Origin of the sequence: Marinomonas sp. KMM3893 (assembly GCF_004352855.1) — a bacterium.
Taxonomy (GTDB): Bacteria; Pseudomonadota; Gammaproteobacteria; order Pseudomonadales; family Marinomonadaceae; genus Marinomonas; species Marinomonas arenicola.
In genome coordinates this window covers 167,910-188,077 of the sequence record NZ_SJSC01000007.1, presented here as the reverse complement: position 1 = coordinate 188,077, position 20,168 = coordinate 167,910, and the positions used below count along the sequence as shown (strand labels likewise).

Here is a 20,168-nt window from a genome sequence, read left to right as displayed (position 1 = left end):
TGAAGGAGGGGAACACTCGCTTGTGTTAAACGATCTGTTCCTCCTATTACGGATTAAAGTGGCGTTGTTTTTTCTGTTTTCAACGGCGGCTTTATTAATTCGCCGGCATCTCTTCTGAAAACTCTTCTTTGATGACCAATATCTTAGGAAGCTCCTGTATAAGTAGCATGACAAGGTAAGGGTCAAAATGTTTGCCGCTTTGCTCTTTGATATAATCGATGGTCTTTTCTATAGACCACGCCTTCTTATAAGGTCGCTCAGAAGTGAGGGCGTCGAACACATCAACAAGCGCGACGATACGTCCTTCGATGGGAATCTCTTCACCAGACAAGCCATATGGATAGCCGCTGCCGTCCCATTTTTCATGGTGTGAAATAGCGACCGAGTGCGCCAAAGCAATCAGATGAGATTTTGGATTAGACAAAATCTCTGCACCAATATGAGTATGGTTTTTCATGATTTCATATTCTTCTTCGGTTAATTTACCGGGTTTAAGAAGAATACTGTCTGCGATGCCTATTTTACCCAGATCATGCATAGGCGCCGCCATCATAAGTTCATCTGCTACATGTTCATTGTAGCCGCAAGCCATGGCCATGATCTTGGCAAACTGGCTAACGCGTTGTACGTGCATGCCTGTTTCATTGTCTTTGTATTCAGCGGCACGGCCTAGACGCTGAATTAAATCTATGTGTGTTGCTTTGAGTACGTTCGCTTGGATCAAAGACAGATGTGTTTTGACTCTGGCAAAGACTATGGTTGGCGTAATGGGCTTGGTAATGTAGTCGACGGCACCAATTTCAAAGCCTTTCGCTTCGTCTACAGTGTCGCGCAATGCGGTGACAAAAATAACTGGAATATGGGCCGTTTCTGGATCCTGTTTCAGTTTCTCGCAGACTTCAAACCCGGTCATTTCGGGCATCATAACATCAAGCAAGATAAGATCGACTTTCTCTTTTTTGACGATATTTAAAGCGTCTTCTCCTGAACGGGCAAAAGAAAGGCGATATTTATCCTCTAATACTTTTTTGAGTACCCTAAGATTTGTCGGTTCATCGTCGACCAATAAAATTCTCGGGGAGTTAATGGCGCCAAGTATCATAAAGTTTCCCCTTCGGTGTATGACTTTTTGAGCTGCACAAGTTCTATTGTGCCTTGTTCGAAATCAAAGTTGGATAAATGATCGATGGCTTGCATCACGGCTTTTTTAGAGGACGCAGGAGAGCAGTTAATCAATTGTGTCATCTTGTTATCATCTAATTCACCGCTCTCGGCAAGCGTTATGATCTCGTCCATCAAAGACAGAGCCGCTTCTTGATTGAATGTGTGTGCTGCGCTCACTTCGTTTTCTAATAGAGAAGCTTGCTTCTCACTCGGTACACTGAAGCGAGACAATTCACTTAAGAAATTGCTAAAAGCGCGCTCTAGTTTAATGATATTTTCATCACAATCTAGATGCGCCTTAGTACGCGCTGTATTTTCTACGCTGCCGGCTTGTTGTGATAAATTAACCAGCGCTAAATTAGCGGCCACGCCTTTTATCGCGTGTGCCGATTGGCTGAGGTTTTGATATTGTTTGTCATCAAGTAGTGTTCTAAGTTCTTGGCTAATGCTCGCGTTTTGTTTGGCGAATTTTTCTAACTCTTCAATATACAATTTGCGTTCGCCCCACAAATCTAACCCCTTTTCAAAATGAATCTCTTTGCGTTTGGGTGGTGAAAACGCCACCTTGCTGTCCGTGCTTTGTAACGGTAAATCGGTCATTTTTAACACACGAGCCATTTCATTGTTTAATGCAAGTCGATCAATGGGTTTCGTCGCAAAGCCATTCATTCCCGCTTTTTTCGCATCACGGCGATCTTCCATTAACACACTGGCGGTTAAAGCAATAACAGGGACATTGTTTATAGCATGGCTACTTTCGTAAGTACGGATAATCTGCGTTGCTGTTACGCCATCCATTTTCGGCATCTGCAAATCCATTAAGATTAAATTGGGGTGCAATGATTTATAGGCTTCCACTGCCTCAAGCCCGTCTCTTGCCGTAAACACTGTGTGTCCCTGACGAGAAAGAAGGTGCGACAGCAAGGTAATATTTTGAGGTATATCGTCCACGACCAAGATATCTTGAGGCGGTATGCACACTAATGAATTATTTTCAGTTTCTGCTGGTGGCTCAGTCACCTCAAGAGGGATGTCAAAATAAAAGGTACTGCCGATGTTTAGGGTGCTTTTGGCGTGTATTGTGCCGCCCATTAACGAGACCAGTTGTTTGGAGATACTGGTGCCAAGACCTGTACCACCAAAGCGTCGGCTCATGGAGGCGTCGGCTTGAGTGAAAGGGTCGAAAATCTTCTCTAAACGGCCAGCTTCGATACCGATACCGGTATCGCTTATTTCAAAGCGTATGAAAGGAGATTTCATTGGGTAAACCTTTAGCTCGACTTCACCTGACTCGGTGAATTTAATGGCGTTCCCCATTAAGTTGATCAACACTTGGCGAATGCGATCTGCGGCCCCCAGATAAGCAATAGCAAGGGTATCATCTATGTTGAACTGCAATGAAATGCCTTTGTTCTTGGCTTGTAGCCACAAGGTAGAAATAGACGAGTCGACGAGCTCGGAGAGAATAAAAGGCTGAAGGTCGAGCTCGAGTTTATTCTTTTCTAATTTTGCGCTGTCCAAAATGTCGTTTAGTAGATAAAGCAAAGAACGGGCGGACTGGCTGATCGTATCTAAGTATTTTTGCTGTTCAGGCTCGTTCTTCATTTCGAGCAACAGATCTGAAAAACCAATGATGGAGTTCATCGGTGTGCGTATTTCATGGCTCATGTTGGCAAGGAAGGCGGCCTTACTTTCAGCCGCCACTTCGGCTTCTTCTTTTGCTTTGCGCAGTGCGCTTTCCATTTCCACACGCTCAGTAATGTCGAGCATGACACCGTCTATCCATTCTGGAATATTGTCTTCATTAAAAACAATGGTGCCGTTTTCCAGCACCCAAATAGTCTGGCCTTCTTTGTGCTTGAGTCGGTATTCGAGAGAGTAAGAACGGCGTTCATTAATAGCGGTTTTAATCGTCTCTTGTATGCGATCTACTTCATCAGGGTGGATGACTTCTGCAACCGAGATTTTCCCTTGATAAAAATCATTAGCTTGCCAGCCGATGAGTTGTTCTACCGCATCACTGATAAATATAGGTGGTGTGTTTTGTTGGAATAGACTGCGAAAAGAGACACCTGGGATGTTTTTAATAAGAGAGCGGTATTGTTCTTCGCTTTTCTTGATTTTTTCTTCCATTTCTTTGCGTGTAGAAATGTCTGTTACAAACCCCACAAACATGGGTTTTTGTCCCACTATATCAACTCGACCAATGGCCAGACGGATAGGGATAATATGCCCATTCCGATGAAGTACCGTGATTTCATTATCCGAGCCTTCACCTTGTTGAATCGCATTTTTTAAATAGCTTATGAGGGCCTTCCGGCTGTGCAAATTATTCGACTTTGGCAATAACACTGAAATACGTTTGCCAATCACATCGCTTTCTGTCCATCCGAAAATCTGCTCAGCGGCTTTATTAAACGCAAGAATAACGCCTTTCGCGTCCATAGAAATAATGCCATCAATGGCCGTGTCTAGTGTGGTTTGCAGACGCAGTTCATTGTCCGCTTTTTCCTGAAACAGTTGTCGATAGCGTATTTGAGAGGTGATGTTGGTTGCCAAGATGGATAACAATATGGTGATGGTGGCAATGGTCAGTGACAGGCCGTCGTGTTGGTTTGTTGCTATCCCCATCGTATGTTGGCCAGCTGGCATAATAAAACGCGCGCCTTCCATTCCAGCATAGTGCATACCTGAAATGGCCGCCCCCATGATAGCGGCGCTAATAATATTAATGATGTGCAGATTCCAAGTAGGCCAGGTTCTGGTGATGTAGTGGCGGATGGACAACGCAATGATGGCCAATGCCACGGCAATGGCAATCGATAAGAAGAACCAGAATGGGTCATAAAGCAAAGTGGCATTCATATCCATTGCCGCCATGCCCATGTAATGCATGGCGCCTATGCCTGCTCCCACTGTGGCGCCGCCAATGATGAGTTTTAATGGCGTGAGTGATTGTTTATCAGCAAGAATTCTTAACGTGACATAAGAGGCAATTAGGCTGGGCAGTAGGGAGATCAGAGTGAGGATTAAGTCGTAATTTACGGCGCCCCCCATTTGAAAGGCGAGCATGCCAATAAAGTGCATACTCCAGATACCACCCGCCATGATAAAAGAGCCTGAGAACAGCGCAATTTTTTTATAAGTAGGCGACAGAATGTATTGGGCGACAGTCGCAAAGTGCAAAGTGAAAAAAGACGCCGCAATGGCAACAATAATAGAAAGTATCACCAGCTTATAATCATAATGCCCCGCCATAAGTTGGCTTTGAGGGATGATTTGCGTGATAAAAAAGGTATTCAGTCCTGTCATACTTGTATTTTTACCTATGCTTTTAGGATCAACTGGCGTTTAACGAGTGAGGTAATGCGTCATATTATGTGGTTTAACACTTATGTTCTAAATGTGAAACCTGATCGCTTGTACAGAGTTTATTCATTTATATTTAGACGAGCCATTCTTTTTTTAAATAGCGAACAGGCTAGAATGATATAACCCAGAAGGTGAGTCAAAAGAAAGTGGTATTACTATAACGGATTTATCCTTAACTGAGTGCGTAAACTTGATGAATTCTATGCATTTTTAGTACGAAAAATGCAGGATGTAAAATTACGATTGACTCATAACTAAAGTGTTTCCAATATGCGTTAAGAGAGAATAAAAATAAACGCTGAAACATGCGATTAATATGAGAAGAATGAATTATGTATTTAGGCCTTGATCTTGGAACTTCTGGACTTAAGGGCGTTGTCATTGATGATAATGGCAATCTGATGGCTCAAGAATCGGCGGAGTTGAGCGTGAGCACACCTCAGCCGACTTGGTCCGAACAAGACCCTTTATCTTGGTGGCAAGCCTGTGTGGAGGTAATTGAATTACTTCAGCAGCGTTTAGATTTGAGTAAATTAAACGCGATCGGCTTATCAGGGCAGATGCATGGCGCAACCTTGCTCGATGCTCAAGGCAATATATTACGACCGTGCATGTTATGGAACGATGGTCGTAGTCAGTCCCAGTGCCAAACCTTGATGACGCAATGTCCGGAGTTTGTTGAGCGCTCTGGCAATTTAGTGATGCCAGGATTCACCGCGCCGAAAGTCCAGTGGGTACGTGAAAATGAGCCAAATATTTTTGCTCAAATAAGCCATGTATTGTTGCCTAAAGATTATTTGGTTTATCGCTTAACAGGCGTTTTTTCTACAGATTGCTCAGACGCTGCGGGCACCTTATGGCTGAATCCGAAAACGCGACAATGGGATGATGTGTTGTTGGCCGCGACAGGCTTAACACAACAGAATATGCCGACTGTATTTGAAGGCTGTGATGTCATTGGGCGCCTGTCTGATGAAGTCGCTGAGCAATTAAAACTGCCCGTTATTTCTGTGGTTGCTGGTGGCGGAGACAATGCTGTTGGCGCTGTCGGTATGGGGATTACCCGACCCGGACAAGGCTTGCTCTCGTTAGGTACATCGGGTGTGTATTTTGCTGTCAGTGAGTCCCATAAAGCCAACCCTGATAATACCGTGCATGCGTTTTGTCATGCATTGCCAAATCGTTGGCATCAAATGGGAGTGACGCTCAGTGCCGCGAACTCGCTCTCTTGGCTAGCAAAAACAGCGGATCTTTCCGTCCAAGCTTTATTGGAAGCGTTAGAACACTCAGAAAAAACACAAACCAGTGTTATTTTCCTACCGTATTTAAGTGGCGAGCGTACACCACACAATGACCCTTATGCTCAAGGGCAATTTGTCGGCTTGAATAACGCAACCACGCTTGATGATATGACGCTTGCGGTATTAGAAGGCGTCGCCTTTTCGTTGCTAGATTGCCAGAATGCGTTGGCTTTGGCAGGCAGTGATGTGGCCGATTTGTCATTGATTGGCGGTGGCGCGCGTTCCGCTTTTTGGCGTCAACTCTTGTCTAACGTACTAGCAAAACGTTTGGTGTACCGAGATGGTGGCGAAGTCGGCCCAGGCTTGGGCGCGGCTCGTTTGGCATTGCTCGGTGATAAACAGCAAGCAGGCGAAGAGATAGAAAGCTTAATTGAAACCTATTGCCAGTTACCGGATGTGTTGGATAGCCATGAGCCAGACGCCACGCAAGCGGGCTATTATCAGAAGAAATACGATTTATACAAAGCCTTCTATCAGGCTACGGCGCATTTGAATCAGCCGTTATCTGAATTGTTGAATCCTACCTAGTTATTGCCCACTTACTATAGACGGGGACGTTGACGCTTTTGCTCATCACTTCCCCGTTTTATGTTTTCTCATTTTCTATAGTACAGGTCTAATGGGCAGTAAGTGTTTGCCCTTCCAGACGTTTGTTGCTTTGTGAACGAAAATCGCGAGGTGTAACGCCTTTGAGTTCATGAAAGCGTCGGTTGAAATTAGCCACATTATTAAAGCCAACTTGGAAGCAAATATTGGCAATTTGTTGGTCTGTTTCTGTGAGTAGATTGCAAGCTCGGCTGATGCGCACACGGTTAACGAACTCGATAAAGCGGTTACCTGTCGCCTTTCTGAAGAATCGAGAAAAGTGGCTGTCTGACATATTAATTAAGTTCGCCGCGTTCGATAAGCTGATGTCTTGGTTGTAATTTTGCGAGACATAATCGACCACGGTATTGATCTTTCTTTGTAAGGCTTCATTGGATTTTAAGTCAATCTGCACGGTTGAAAGCAACCGATAGTTTTGACTCTGAGCCAGCCTTTTTAACAGAGGGAGAGCCTTGATGACGCGCTGTAAACCGCTGCTATCACGCACGGATTCAAAGGTTTTCTTGAGATCATCCAGTTCTAGGTCAAAGAATTCGATCCCCGATTTTGCCCTTAGCAACATAGGCAGCACTTCGGCCAGCTCAGGAATGATTTTCATGCCATTAGAAAAGGACTCATGATCAAAGCGAATGACCATATCTCTTACTTGAACAGGGTCTTGGTTGTGTTGACAAATCCAGTTATGAGGCAATCTTGGCCCCGTTAAAATTAACTGCCCTGGGCTGTAGTTGCCAATATAGTCGCCAACAAATACCTTGCCAGAAGTGGCAACAATGAAGTGCAGTTCGTAATCGTCGTGGGCATGCCAGCGTATTAAGTCACTAGGGTAGCCGTGTTCTAAATAACGAATGGTTTCAATGCCATTATCAACCAGTTCGTATTCTGGAGTGTTGCGTTTCGTTGTTGTGGACATAATGTTTACCTAAAACAAAAATCAAAGTCTTGCTTTAATGATGCATAGAAAAGCTGCCTACAAGCATTCGTTAGTATTGAGTGCATTTTACTGAGGCTGACAGAGTTACCATTATGCCTCAGCAAAGCGTATTTAGCGAAAAGAGAGTAAAGAAGCTGGGCGACTTTACTCTATGGGTTATCGATTACTGATAGGTTAATTGTGCTTGTTGTATTGCTTGAGTCAGGTCGGTGACGAAACTCGGGTAATCTTTGGCAACAGTGCCCCATAAATAAGGGTCTGTAGCAAAAGCATGAATGCCTTTATCATCGTTTGTGAAGGCCGTCATCGCCGCCGCATTAGGCTCATGATATTGGATATCCAATTGTCCTGACGCGACTTTGTGGATAAAGACAAACCAACAAGCGATACCCTGAATGGTTTTGCTCGGCGTTTTGCCGAGGCGATAGACACCCACCAGAGAAGGGTAAACAAAGATAGGGAACTTGGCGTAGCCGTCGGTACAAATGCGATCGACAGTGTCACCAATATTGGTGTTGCTAAAGCGTGCTGCAATGATCTCGAAGTAGGCGTTCAAATCAACAATCGATTCTCCGATCGCAGGAATAGCGTCTTGTTTAATGAAGTCTGCGAAGTATTGTTTTAACTCGTCATCACGCATGGCTTCATCAAAATAGGTTAGCCCTTTTAATGCCGCTTGATAGGTAACACATGTGTGACCCGCGTTCAGAATGCGAATTTTAGCTTCTTCATAAGGGTCGACTTTTGCAACAAATTGAACCCCGACAAGGTCGAGTGCAGGCTTCTCTCCAGCAAAGTTGTCCTCAATAACCCATTGGACAAAATCTTCCCCCATGACGGTCATTTCATCATCAATACCAAATCGCTCTTGCACATCTTGGACGTGAATAGGGCTAGGTTTCGGGGTGATTCGATCCACCATGGCGCAGGGAAAAGACACATTTTCTTTTACCCAAGCCGCGAGAGAAGGATCGTTTTTGGCCATTAAAAATTGCATTAGCCCCGTTTCTAATAGCTCGCCATTATGACGGAGGTTGTCACAGCAGAGTAACGTGATTTTCGCTTTAGAGGTTTCGCTGCGCATTTTTAATCCGGCGTACAAGAAAGCGTATAAAGTGTTTCTTGCACCTTCAATATCAGCCTTTATCGCGGGATGCGTTAGCATGAGCACGCGATTTTCATCTAGATAGTAACCGCCTTCTGTTACCGTGGAAGTCACTAATTGTGTGTCTGAATTAGCAATGGCCGCGTCTACTTCATTGGGGGTTTTTGCGCCATCAATTTGGTGGATAATGGAGCGAATATGCTCGTATTCAGCGGCGCCATCTGGGGCCATTGTTTTGAGAATATATTCCCCCTTCTGCTCGCTAAAACGAGAGAAGGTGGCACTGTCCTGAGGGCGGATATTTACTCCGGTCAGACCCCATTTTTTCCCTTCTGGAAGGGCCAAAAGGCGGTCGAAATACATTGCTTGGTGGGCGCGATGAAAAGCGCCGACACCTAAATGAACCACGCCAGGTTGAATGTCTTCCCTGGCGTAATCCTGAGCAGAGAGCTGCTCAGGATTACGCGTCGCAACAAGAAAACTAGTCATTGCTAGCCTCCTCAGCGATCACAGAAACAACTCGATCGCTTTCGTTAAATAAGATGACTTCGCTGGAATCCACCTTGATGTGAACCAAGTCGCCATCTTTTAACGTGCTACGGGCAGAGGCTTTTAAGATAATAGTTTGGCTGTTGGTTAATTGAATGTGAGCGTAAGCCTCAGAACCTAGGTGTTCCACCAACTCGACACAACCGGTGAAGTCGCCATTGTCATCAACCAAAGATAAGTGTTCAGGGCGAATCCCCATAATCATAGCTTTAGGCAGAGGGCCGCTTAGTCGATTCGCAGGGAAAAGTACGCTGCTATCGAGTAGGTTTAGCGTTAATTGATCGCCTTTAACCGCAAACGTATCAACAGGAATTAGGTTCATTTTTGGTGTGCCGATAAACTCAGCCACAAAGCGACTGTTTGGTTGACGGTACAACTCTAAAGGCGTGCCCACTTGTTCGATTTGTCCTGCGTTTAGGATGACCACTCGATCGGCTAAGGTCATGGCTTCAATCTGATCATGGGTTACATAAACCATTGTTGTGCCAAGTTTTTTATGCAAACGAGCGAGTTCTAGACGCATTTGTACACGTAAAGCGGCGTCTAAGTTAGACAAAGGTTCATCGAACAAGAAAACTTTGGGTTGGCGGACAATGGCGCGACCAATCGCAACACGTTGACGTTGCCCCCCCGACAGCTCTTTAGGTTTACGATCCAATAGAGGGTCTAGTTGCAGTGATGCAGACACAGAACGAACTTTTTCTTGAATTTCAGCGTCTGGCACTTTTGCTAGACGCAAGGCAAACGAAAGGTTGTCTGCGACTGTCATATGCGGATACAAAGCATAAGACTGAAACACCATGGCCAAATCACGTTTTGATGAGGCAACTTCGGTAATGTCTTTGCCATCCAGCTCAATAGTACCGCCAGAGCTGGACTCTAAGCCTGCAATGGTACGCAGTAATGTGGATTTACCACAACCAGAGGGGCCAACGAAGACAATAAATTCGCCTTCAGTGATGTTCAAGTTGATGCCACGCAAGGCATGGTAGCTATCGTAATGTTTTTGTAATTCTGTAATAACTAAATAACTCATGGCTAAAATTCCTAATAATTATTTTACGGCACCAAATGTAAGGCCTTGGACAAGTTGTTTTTGGCAGAACCAACCAAATATGACGATGGGCGCACATGCCAGAGTAGAAGCAGCAGACAGCTTGGCCCAAAACAAACCTTCAGGGCTTGAATAAGAGGCAATCATAGCGGTGAGTGGTGCTGCGTTAGAGGCGGTTAAGTTGAGCGACCAGAAGGCTTCATTCCAACATAAGATGATAGACAGCAGTGCTGTTGAGGCGATACCGCCGACAGACAAAGGAAGCACAACTTTAACCACTTCTCCCCATGGGCTGGCGCCATCCATGCGAGCCGCTTCAAGGATCTCTTTTGGTAGATCTTTAAAGTACGAAAACAGCATCCAAATAATGATAGGTAGGTTCATCAGCGTGAAGATAATGATCAAACCTAAGCGGCTGTCTAACAGACCGTTGTTGCGGAACAGGATATAAATAGGAACCAATACGCCAACCGCAGGCAGCATTTTTGTCGACAACATCCATAACAAGATGTCTTTAGTGCGCTTGCTTGGGAAAAAGGCCATTGAGTACGCAGCAGGTACCGCAATGATCAAAGCTATGATGGTTGAACCAAATGACGTCACCACTGAGTTCATGGCATGGAGCAAGTAATCACTTCGCTCTTGCACGACTTTAAAGTTGTCTAACGTTGGCTCAAAGAAAAGAGAAGGAGGCACCGAAATTGCCTGTAATTCTGTTTTAAAGGAGGTCAAAAACATCCAAAAAATAGGAAAGAACAGCAAAAGTGCGATAAACCAAGCAAATAAGCCGGTTATAAGTGTTTTAAGTTTGCGTTGCTGATTAAGAGTCATCTTGTTACCTCACACCGTTAGGTTTTTGCCGACGGCACGAATTAGGAAGAATGCAACGATATTGGCAAGTAATACCGCGAATAAACCACCCGCAGAAGCCACGCCTACATCGTATTGAAGAAGTGCTTGGTTGTAGATTAAGTAAGCCAAGTTGGTGCTGGCATAACCAGGGCCACCGCCAGTCGTGACAAAGATCTCAGCAAATACAGCCAATAAGAAAATGGTTTCTATCATCACTACCACGGCAATCGGACGTGCTAGGTGAGGAATGGTTAGGTAGCGAAAAATATGCCAGCCTGTTGCGCCATCCATTTGAGCGGCTTCTTTTTGTTCGGTATCTTGAGACTGTAATGCGGTCACAAAAACCAAGATAGCAAAGGGTAGCCACTGCCAACTGACCATGATGATCACGGACATAAGCGGGTAGGTGCCCAGCCAATCAATTGGTTGAAGACCGAGAGATTGAGAAATCCAAGCAAAAATACCGTATACCGGATTCATCATCATGTTTTTCCAAATCAAGGCATTGACCGTTGGCATGATGAAAAATGGCGAGATAAGTAGCACGCGAACAATGCTGCGCCCAAAAAAAGGTTTGTCGATTAAGGCCGATAACATGACGCCAAGTACGACGGTAATAGACAAAGCGGATATTAATAGTATTAGGGTATTCGCAACCGCCGTGATAAATCCTGGATCCGTAATGAAAAACTCATAGTTCATTAGGCCAACAAAATTGTTTTGACCTGGGTACAAGAGGTTATAACGAATCGTTGAGAAATAGATGGTCATCGATAACGGCACGATCATCCACACTAAAAGCATGATGACGGATGGCGCCATTAATAAGCGAGTGATTGAGCGCTTCATGGTATGTGTCTCTTATTATAATGAATAGGGCGTCGTGCGACAGATCCAATAGATCAATAAGGCAGCGGGTTTTCCCGCTGCCTTATTATTGTCAAAGGCTAGTAATAACCAGCTTGACGCATCTGACGCTCTGCCGCTTTTTGAGCATTATCTAATGCTTGCTCAACGGTCATCGCTCCAGCAAGTGCACCGGAAATCATTTGCCCTGTCGTCGTACCAATGGCTTGGAACTCAGGAATTGAGGCAAACTGTACACCCACATATGGGGAAGGTTTTAGTGTGCTGTCTTTAGGGTCTGCTGACTTGATCGCAGCGAGTTCTGCGTTCGCAAAAACAGCGGCTTTTTGGAAGGCTGGGTTTTGATAAGTACTTTCTCGTGTGCCGGTTGGAACAGAAGCCCACCCCGCGTCTTTAGCGACCAGTTTTACGTAGTCTTTTGAGGTAGCCCAACGAATGAATTTCTGTGCAGCGGCTTCATGTTTGGTGGCAACAGGAACGGCCAAAGCCCAAGCCCATAACCAGTTAGAGCCTTTTTGAGTAACTTCTTGTGGCGCTTGGGCGAAAGCCACTTGGTCAGCCACTTTACTTTGTTTTGGGTCGGTCACAAATGAAGCGGCAATGGTCGCATCGATCCACATACCACATTTGCCTTCATTGAATAACGCTAGGTTTTCATTGAAGCTGTTTGAACTTGAACCAGGTGGGCCATATTTACTAAGAAGGTCAACGTAAAAGCTAACCGCTTTTTTCCACTCTGGTGAATTGATTTCAGGTTTCCAGTTTTCATCAAACCAGCGTCCACCGAACGAGTTGGCAATGGTTGTCACCAAGGCCATGTTATCACCCCAGCCAGCTTTGCCTCGTAAACAAATGCCGTAAATGCCTTTGCTTGGGTCGTTTACTGCTTTTGCTACATCGCGGATGTGGTCCCAGCTGTCGTGGTCATGGATTTCCATGCCAGCGTTTTTCACCAAATCCTTACGGTACATAATCATCGAGCTTTCGCCGTAGAATGGTGCACCATACAGTGTGCCATCGTAAGAAAGGCCGCTGCGGATAGAAGGAAGGATGTCTTTTTCATCGTAATCGCCACTTGCGTCAATTGGCTGTAACCAACCACGTTGACCCCAAATAGGTGCTTCGTACATACCAATGGTCATCACATCATATAGGCCACTTTTGTTGGCAATATCTTGGGTGACGTTTTGACGTAGTACGCTTTCTTCTAGTGTTACCCATTTAACCTTGATACCAGGGTTAGCTTTTTCAAAATCAGGGGTAAGTTTTTGCATCTCAATCATGTGACCGTTATTCACGGTAGCAACAGTGATTTGAGTGTCAGCGAAAGCGTTAGCAGTGGTGATCGCAGTTGCTAAAGATATTGCACAAGCAACCGTGTTTTTAGAAAGGCTTTTCATTAGGTTCTCCCTATTTGGGGCTTTTGTTTTTATAGTCGTACCTAGTCTTGATAATTTTTTATCAAGTAATCATTAATATAGGCAGATATGAATTGACTCTCTAGTACGCAAATCGCCAATACATGTACTATTTTGTTTCTTTTTTCTATATATGAAGGATAAAGTGTCAAAAAAATACGTATTAAGCGTGTTTATTCTTTGCATAACTCTGACATTTCAGTGACTTAGTGATTATTGTCATAGAATCTTACGAAGACGTTTTCCGTTTCGCAGCAAATCGATATAATGAGCGCATTCTACATAGAGGGTAATTTCATGAGTGATACTGCGGATTCCATTGCCTTTCGGCGCCTTAAAATGCAATGCCGCCGAGGCATGCTGGAATTAGATGTGCTCCTTGAGCCATTTTTAGAAGAGGTGTATCTAACATTAGCTGAAGAAGATCAGCAGCGCTTTAGCACCTTGTTAGCCTGTGAAGATCAAGAGTTGTTCGAGTGGTTTATGCAAAGAGAAGTGCCTGAAGACCCAGATTTTGCTCGTATTGTTGAGATTATCCTGACTCGTGTTCAGCCTGAAAACTACCGCGCTTAAGCCTTCTGTTATTGGCATGACGCTCTGGCTTCTTTTTGCAGGGTGTTGTGCACTTCTATTGCGTCTATTTTGGTTACCATCCACTACTTGGGCTATGTTGCTCTTAAGTGTCTTGATGATACTTTTTTATCGTTTAATGCGACGAGTTAGAGTGGGCCCTTCTTTTATTACTATTGATGAAAATGGGGCTTTTTGGCAGCAAGGAAGCAAGGTTTACGCGATGGACTTTGTGCGAGTCAATGGTGTACAGATTATTGCTAAAGTGATGCGAGAAGGAGGCTGGCTAGGTCGTATTTGGCCTTCATATCAGGTCATTTATCGAGACAGTTTGTCCTATCATGATTATCGAGTGTTGCGTTCCTTTGCTGCGCAACAAAAAATGTTGAAGCGCAGCGAGGTAACATCAAAACATTGATCAGTCTGTTGTCTCTGGGCTGAGTATTGTCGGTTTGCTGTTGGCTAACTTATCGGGATAGTCTAAGGTGAAATGCAAACCTCGACTTTCTTTTCGAGACATGGCTGAGCGAATAATTAAGTCCGCCACCACGGCCAGATTCCGTAGCTCCAGCAAATCGCTAGACACTTTATAGTTGGTATAAAATTCTTGAATTTCAGAGCGTAATAAATCCACTCTGTGCTTCGCACGCAATAAGCGCTTGTCGGTTCTGACAATGCCGACGTAATCCCACATAAAGCGTCGTAACTCTTGCCAGTTGTGGGTGATCACAACGTCTTCGTCTGAGTCTGTTACCTTGGTTTCATCCCAATCTGGAATGACGATGTCGTCGTTCTGTGTTTTGCTGTTGATGATGTGCTGCGCCGCGGATCGCGCGAATACAATGCATTCTAACAATGAATTGCTAGCCAAACGGTTTGCGCCATGCAGGCCGGTGTAAGCGGTTTCACCAATGGCATAAAGGTTGCGAATATCGGTCGAGCCATGCTGGTCAACGACCACGCCGCCACAAGTGTAATGAGCCGCCGGTACCACAGGAATAGGGCTTTTCGTCATGTCATGGCCGTATTCTAAGCAGCGTTTATAAATGGTTGGAAAATGCTCTTTGATAAAGCCTTCGTCTTTATGTGAGATATCTAACAGTACGTGGTTTATCCCCAAGCGTTTCATTTCATGGTCAATCGCACGTGCGACAATATCTCGAGGCGCCAATTCCGCTCGCTCATCGAATTGAGGCATAAAACGCGAACCATCAGGCAGGCGCAGTTTACCGCCTTCACCTCGTACCGCCTCTGAAATCAGAAAGGTTTTGGCTTTGGCGTCATAAAGACAAGTCGGATGGAATTGGTTGAACTCCATATTGCCAACTCGACAACCTGCACGCCACGCCATGGCAATGCCGTCACCGGAGGCCGTGTCTGGGTTACTGGTGTATAAGTAGACTTTGCTACTGCCGCCACAGGCTAGGGAGACGGATTGGCCGTGGAATACTTCAATCACGTCATCGTCTAAATTGAGTGCATAAACCCCGACCACCTTATTCTCGCCTGCTAAGCCCAACTTTTGCGTGGTGACTAAATCAATGGCGACTCGATCAGGGAAAAATGAGATGTTTGGGTGGTTGGCTGCATTTTTAATCAAGGTCTTGGAGATGGCCAAGCCGGTCGCATCGGCACTATGAATAATGCGCCGATGGCTGTGACCACCTTCTTTGGTTAAGTGGTAGTTTTCACTTTCGCCGTAACGAGTAAAAGGCACACCTTGGTCAATGAGCCAATTAATGCTCTCTTTAGAGTGCTCTACGGTAAAACGGATGGCATCGGTATCGCCCAGCTCAACACCTGCGTCTATGGTGTCGTTAATGTGGGACTCGATAGTGTCTTCATCCGATAAAACAGCTGCTACACCACCTTGTGCATAAAGTGTAGAGCCTTCGCGAATATCGGCTTTGGTTAAAATGGCGACGCTGTGAGTGTTAGCCAGTTCTAATGCCAAAGTCAGGCCAGCCGCGCCAGCGCCTATGATGACGATATCGTGTTTAAAGTGTCGGCTCATAATATTGATCTGATTCATGTCTAAAGTATTAATGTTACTATTGTTGTTACGAAATAGTGAACAATTTCTGAAGGTGTATTTTATTTCTCCACAATATGTACTCTGTGCAAATATAAAGTCTCTATAGATTATATGGGAACTCGCTATGTGTCTTGTTGTCTTCTCTTTAAATGAGCAGCACTGGCGCGCTAATGAGGTTTAATAAGAGGTGCCTATGCAGCACGAAACGTCTTCAGATCAGGCGTTAGTTCAAAAAGTCCAGCAAGGTGATAGCAAGGCTTTTGATCTTTTGGTTCTAAAATATCAATACAAGGTGATAGGGCTGATTGGCCGATATGTTCAAGACAAACACGAAGTGCTTGATGTCGCTCAGGAAAGTTTTATAAAGGCCTACCGTGCAATTGACTCCTTTCGAGGAGAGAGCGCATTTTACACCTGGCTTTATCGTATAGCGGTGAATACGGCAAAAAACTATCTAGTGAGTCGTTCCCGCCGTCCACCTGGTTCCGATGTCGAACTTGATAACGACGAAGCATTTAGTGCCTATGATGCCCTGTTAGATTCAAGTACACCGGACGCAATCTTAAATAGAAACCGTTTAGAAAGTGCGATACATGAGGCGATTCGCAACCTTCCAGAAGAGCTTCGGGGAGCGTTGAGCTTGAGAGAGTTTGATGGTTTAAGTTATGAAGATATTGCACAGATAATGGATTGTCCGGTTGGGACGGTTCGATCAAGAATTTTCCGCGCACGAGAAGCCGTGGAAAAACAAATACGTCCATTTATGGATGGAGGAGATGATTTATGACAACGTCTGATGATAGCCAACAAGCTGTATTAGAAAGCTTGTCTGCGATGTTTGATGATGAAGCGAATCAACAAGATCTTCATGATTTAATGGCGCAGAGCTCGACCGATTTAAATGAAAAAATGACCGCGTTCCATCTTATTCAACACACATTACGCAAAGAGTCTGATGTTGATGTGAATATTGATGCGAGTTTTAATTTGGCGGCTCGTGTCAGTGCGCAGATTGAGCGAGAAGAGCGCCAGAAACCGTCTACACAAGTGGTTTCTTTGGCGCCTTTGTTGACGTCCTTAACGCCTGATGTGGTGTCCGAAATAATGCCCCAGAAGCGTTATTTTTGGAGTGGATTTGCGGTCGCTGCCAGTGTGGCCTTTGTCATCATTGTGGGTGGTAATTTGATGTTAAACCCAGCATCAAAAACGGCGCCTGCTGTGGCCGTGCAAGACACCACACACTCTTTGGCGATACCCGTTACTTCCTTGGCTGAGTTGAAAAAACAACCGATGGATGTAGACAGTTTACGTCTGCAAAATTATTTACGTCAGCATGCAGAGCAAGCCACTATGACCGTTGGACGAGGGATGATTCCAATGGCACGCATCGCTAGTTACCCAATAAAAGAGTGAAAGACATGACCTTGTCTGGATTATTACGTGCAGGCTTAGTGGTGCTAAGTGTATTGCTAAGCCCTTTTGGATATTCTGTGCCCACGACACCTACTGCCGCTCAGTTGCTAGAGGAAATGTCTCAGTCTTTTTCTAAATTGGATTACGACGGGATTTTCATTCATTCCGAAAACACCAGAATGAATAGCATGCGAGTGCAGCATCAGCAGAAAAAAGGTAAAGAATACGAAAGTCTTGTTGATCTTGATGGCAATAAAATACAAGTTATTCGTATTGATGATACGGTGATTTGTGTTTATCCCAATGAATCGATTGCAGACAAACAAGTAATGTCGAGTACGCCGTTCAAACGTTTTATCGGATTGGATAGTGAGCGTTTAACATTAGGTTATGATCTGGTGGTTAGCGATAAAATAGGCCGTATTGCTGGGCGTGATGCATACCACCTTCGTTTGGTTCCTAAAGATCAGTACCGTTATGCGCATGAAGTGTGGCTTGATAAGCACAATCGATTTTTGCTCAAGCACGATATGCTCGATCAAAACGGTGGACTGCTCGACAGAATACAATTTACGTCGGTGACCTTTGATCCAAACTTGAAAGCGGAAGACTTCATCCCCAATAAGTCATCTTATTCAAAACAGATGGTAGAGCCCAAGCCTAGGCAAATCAAAAGCTTATGGAAATTTGATTGGTTACCGGAAGGGTTTTCTTTAGTGTGGCCAGAAGCCCGCTCGTTAAATCATGGGACCAGCATGTTGCTGTTGTCTGATGGCATGGCGACCATCTCTGTTTTCGTTGAACCTGTGATGAAGGTAAAGCCAACGTCCTATTTACTGATAGGGGCGACCGTCGCGGGAGAAAAAACGTTAAAAGTAGGTAAACAATTGTATTTAGTGACCATGGTGGGTGAAGTTCCTAAAGTCACCATAGAAAAACTAATGTCAGTATTTATGCCAAAGGCAAGATTATGATTGAAGAGTCTGGTACGGTACTTTCCACAGAGACGGGATTTGCGGAAGTAGAAACCATTCGAACAAGTAGCTGCACCTCGTGTCGAGCCAGACACGGTTGCGGTCATCACGCGATAGCGCAAGTGTCTGCTAGCAACCGTATGCGGATGAAGGCAATTGACAATTTTGATGTCAGCGTGGGGCAACGAGTGGTGATTGGTATCCCGGAAGACACCTTATTACAGGCGTCGTTATGGATGTATTTTATTCCATTATTAGGCTTGGTCGCTGGTGCAACCGTGCCTTCTCTTTGGCATGCAAGCTCTGGTGTTTCCGTTATTTTCTCACTGATTGGCTTTCTATCAGGGCTTTGGCTTGCTAAGAAAAAATCACAGAAAGAAGAGAATAACCCCGATTTTTATCCCAAAATTTTACGCATTGAAACCACTCAGGGTAGTGAAATTCCTTTAGTCTTTACTCCTTGAACCTAACAATCTTCACCTAGCACAGTAAAACTTGATACGTCTTAAGGAGACTAATCAATGAACAGATTGCTTAAGCAAATTAATATAGGAGCCGTCAGTGTTTTTATGATGTTTTCTATGTTCGCCCATGCTGCTGAACTGCCTGATTTTACAAAGTTAGTGGAAAAAGCTTCCCCCGCTGTTGTGAATATCAGCACCGAGCAAATGGTTATGACTAAAACGGCGGCAGAAGGCAACAACCCGCAATTGGGGCCAAACAGCCAAGAATTGAATGAATTCTTTCGTCACTTCTTCGGTCAGCAGCCATTTAATGGCGGTAATGGTGGAGAGTCTCAAGCACCAAAAGAGAGAGAAAGAAGCTCTTTAGGTTCAGGTTTTATTATTTCCCCAGATGGTTATATCCTAACCAACAACCATGTTATCGAAGGCGCGGATGTTATTCATGTGCGTCTTAATGATCGCCGCGAATACACGGCAAAGGTCATTGGCACTGATAGCCGTACGGACTTAGCGTTACTGAAAATCGACGCCAAGGATCTGCCAACGGTCAAAATGGGGGATTCGGACAAGCTAAAAGCGGGTCAATGGGTATTGGCGATTGGTTCGCCGTTTGGGTTTGATTACACAGTCACCGCGGGTGTGGTAAGCGCTACCGGTCGTAATTTGCCTTCTGATAACTACGTGCCTTTTATTCAAACTGATGTGGCAATTAATCCAGGTAACTCTGGCGGCCCCTTGTTTGATCTAGACGGTGAAGTGGTAGGTATTAACTCACAAATTTACACTCGTTCCGGCGGTTTTATGGGGGTGTCTTTTGCGATCCCTTCAAAAGTAGCTATGTCTGTTGTAGATCAACTTAAAGCGAACGGTAAAGTGTCTCGCGCTTGGTTGGGTGTGTTAATTCAAGATGTAAACAGCGATTTGGCTGAGTCTTTTGGTCTTAAACGTCCTCATGGCGCGCTTATTAGTCGAGTCATGCCTGACTCGCCTGCTAAGAAAGCAGGTTTGAAATCAGGCGATATCATTCTTGCTTTTGACGGCAATAAGATAAACCACTCAGGTGAGCTTCCTTATATTGTTGGTCAAATGAAATCCGGCGACAAGGTGGATGTGGAGATCTTCCGGGATGGTAAAGATAAGACCATTGCCTTGTCTTTAGAGTCCCGTCCAGACAATCAAAAAACGCTAGAGCAGAAGAAACAAGATGAAAACCGCTTAGGCATGGTGGTTGCGGATGTGCCTGCTGAGCTTGCCAAACGCTTGGATATCGAAGGAGGTGTGATCGTTAAGCAAGTTATTGGTGGCACCGCGTCTCGCAATGGTTTAGCGCAAGGCGATGTGATTACCATGCTTAATGGACAGGCGATCAAGGGGGCTGAGGATTTCTCAGAAATCGCGAAGAAAATCCCTAATGATCGTTCCGTACCAATGCGAGTGATCCGTGATGGTTACCCTATGTTTATTCCGTTCAAAATCACCAAATAAACACG

At 44.8% G+C, this 20,168-nt stretch carries 17 protein-coding genes; 8 read left to right on the top strand and 9 right to left on the bottom strand.

Annotated elements, in window-relative coordinates; all coding sequences use genetic code 11:
* Positions 1-94: 94 nt before the first annotated feature.
* Together E0D71_RS15690 and E0D71_RS15685 are read right to left on the bottom strand one after the other, a co-directional pair.
* Positions 95-1,102, bottom strand: a complete 1,008-nt coding sequence (locus tag E0D71_RS15690; protein ID WP_133004251.1) for an HD domain-containing phosphohydrolase — start codon at positions 1,100-1,102, stop codon at positions 95-97.
* The gene (locus tag E0D71_RS15685) at positions 1,099-4,476 is read right to left on the bottom strand and encodes a PAS domain S-box protein (protein WP_133004250.1); all 3,378 of its coding nucleotides are present in this window, start codon (positions 4,474-4,476) and stop codon (positions 1,099-1,101) included. Before E0D71_RS15685 ends, E0D71_RS15690 begins: the two co-directional genes overlap by 4 nt.
* A 392-nt stretch (positions 4,477-4,868) precedes the next feature.
* On the opposite strand from E0D71_RS15685, the gene xylB reads away from it, so the two are divergent.
* On the top strand, positions 4,869-6,365 hold the full coding sequence (gene xylB, locus E0D71_RS15680; RefSeq protein ID WP_133004249.1) for a xylulokinase: 1,497 nt from the start codon (positions 4,869-4,871) through the stop codon (positions 6,363-6,365).
* An 88-nt stretch (positions 6,366-6,453) separates the two neighbouring features.
* Here the strand turns inward: xylB and E0D71_RS15675 are convergent, their stop codons facing one another.
* The 6 genes from E0D71_RS15675 to E0D71_RS15650 form a co-directional block, all read right to left on the bottom strand.
* Positions 6,454-7,356, bottom strand: a complete 903-nt coding sequence (locus E0D71_RS15675) for an AraC family transcriptional regulator (protein WP_133004248.1) — start codon at positions 7,354-7,356, stop codon at positions 6,454-6,456.
* 184 nt (positions 7,357-7,540) lie between these two features.
* On the bottom strand, positions 7,541-8,971 hold the full coding sequence (locus E0D71_RS15670; RefSeq protein WP_133004247.1) for a mannitol dehydrogenase family protein: 1,431 nt from the start codon (positions 8,969-8,971) through the stop codon (positions 7,541-7,543).
* Positions 8,964-10,067: a sn-glycerol-3-phosphate ABC transporter ATP-binding protein UgpC gene (gene ugpC, locus E0D71_RS15665; protein ID WP_133004246.1), complete on the bottom strand. Its 1,104-nt coding sequence runs from the start codon at positions 10,065-10,067 to the stop codon at positions 8,964-8,966. The genes E0D71_RS15670 and ugpC overlap by 8 nt, the downstream gene beginning before the upstream one ends.
* A gap of 18 nt (positions 10,068-10,085) precedes the next feature.
* Entirely contained in the window at positions 10,086-10,916 is an 831-nt protein-coding gene (locus E0D71_RS15660; protein WP_133004245.1) for a carbohydrate ABC transporter permease, read from the bottom strand.
* Between the two features lie 9 nt (positions 10,917-10,925).
* A complete protein-coding gene (locus E0D71_RS15655) occupies positions 10,926-11,786 on the bottom strand; it encodes a sugar ABC transporter permease (protein WP_133004244.1) in 861 nt (286 codons plus the stop codon).
* A gap of 98 nt (positions 11,787-11,884) precedes the next feature.
* Positions 11,885-13,204 carry a sugar ABC transporter substrate-binding protein gene (locus tag E0D71_RS15650; protein WP_133004243.1) on the bottom strand — a complete coding sequence of 440 codons (1,320 nt, stop codon included), beginning with the start codon at positions 13,202-13,204 and terminating at the stop codon, positions 11,885-11,887.
* 315 nt (positions 13,205-13,519) lie between these two features.
* On the opposite strand from E0D71_RS15650, the gene E0D71_RS15645 reads away from it, so the two are divergent.
* Both E0D71_RS15645 and E0D71_RS15640 read left to right on the top strand, forming a co-directional pair.
* A complete protein-coding gene (locus E0D71_RS15645; RefSeq protein WP_133004242.1) occupies positions 13,520-13,795 on the top strand; it encodes a succinate dehydrogenase assembly factor 2 in 276 nt (91 codons plus the stop codon).
* A gap of 151 nt (positions 13,796-13,946) precedes the next feature.
* Complete coding sequence (locus tag E0D71_RS15640) at positions 13,947-14,210, top strand: hypothetical protein (RefSeq protein WP_133004241.1); 264 nt, start codon at positions 13,947-13,949, stop codon at positions 14,208-14,210.
* Here the strand turns inward: E0D71_RS15640 and nadB are convergent, their stop codons facing one another.
* Positions 14,211-15,806 (bottom strand): L-aspartate oxidase, encoded by a 1,596-nt coding sequence (gene nadB / locus E0D71_RS15635; RefSeq protein WP_133004240.1) that lies wholly within the window; start codon positions 15,804-15,806, stop codon positions 14,211-14,213.
* Between the two features lie 214 nt (positions 15,807-16,020).
* Here nadB and rpoE point away from each other — a divergent pair, with 214 nt between their 5' ends.
* Genes rpoE through E0D71_RS15610 form a run of 5 tightly spaced genes read left to right on the top strand, consistent with a single transcriptional unit; the run spans position 16,021 to position 20,163 of the window.
* A complete protein-coding gene (rpoE, locus tag E0D71_RS15630) occupies positions 16,021-16,614 on the top strand; it encodes an RNA polymerase sigma factor RpoE (RefSeq protein WP_133004239.1) in 594 nt (197 codons plus the stop codon).
* The gene (locus tag E0D71_RS15625; RefSeq protein WP_133004238.1) at positions 16,611-17,240 is read left to right on the top strand and encodes a sigma-E factor negative regulatory protein; all 630 of its coding nucleotides are present in this window, start codon (positions 16,611-16,613) and stop codon (positions 17,238-17,240) included. Before rpoE ends, E0D71_RS15625 begins: the two co-directional genes overlap by 4 nt.
* Positions 17,241-17,245: 5 nt before the next feature.
* Positions 17,246-18,214: a MucB/RseB C-terminal domain-containing protein gene (locus tag E0D71_RS15620; protein ID WP_133004237.1), complete on the top strand. Its 969-nt coding sequence runs from the start codon at positions 17,246-17,248 to the stop codon at positions 18,212-18,214.
* A complete protein-coding gene (locus E0D71_RS15615; protein ID WP_133004236.1) occupies positions 18,211-18,678 on the top strand; it encodes a SoxR reducing system RseC family protein in 468 nt (155 codons plus the stop codon). The genes E0D71_RS15620 and E0D71_RS15615 overlap by 4 nt, the downstream gene beginning before the upstream one ends.
* Positions 18,679-18,735: 57 nt before the next feature.
* Positions 18,736-20,163 carry a DegQ family serine endoprotease gene (locus E0D71_RS15610; protein WP_133004235.1) on the top strand — a complete coding sequence of 476 codons (1,428 nt, stop codon included), beginning with the start codon at positions 18,736-18,738 and terminating at the stop codon, positions 20,161-20,163.
* The last annotated feature ends 5 nt before the right edge of the window (positions 20,164-20,168 follow it).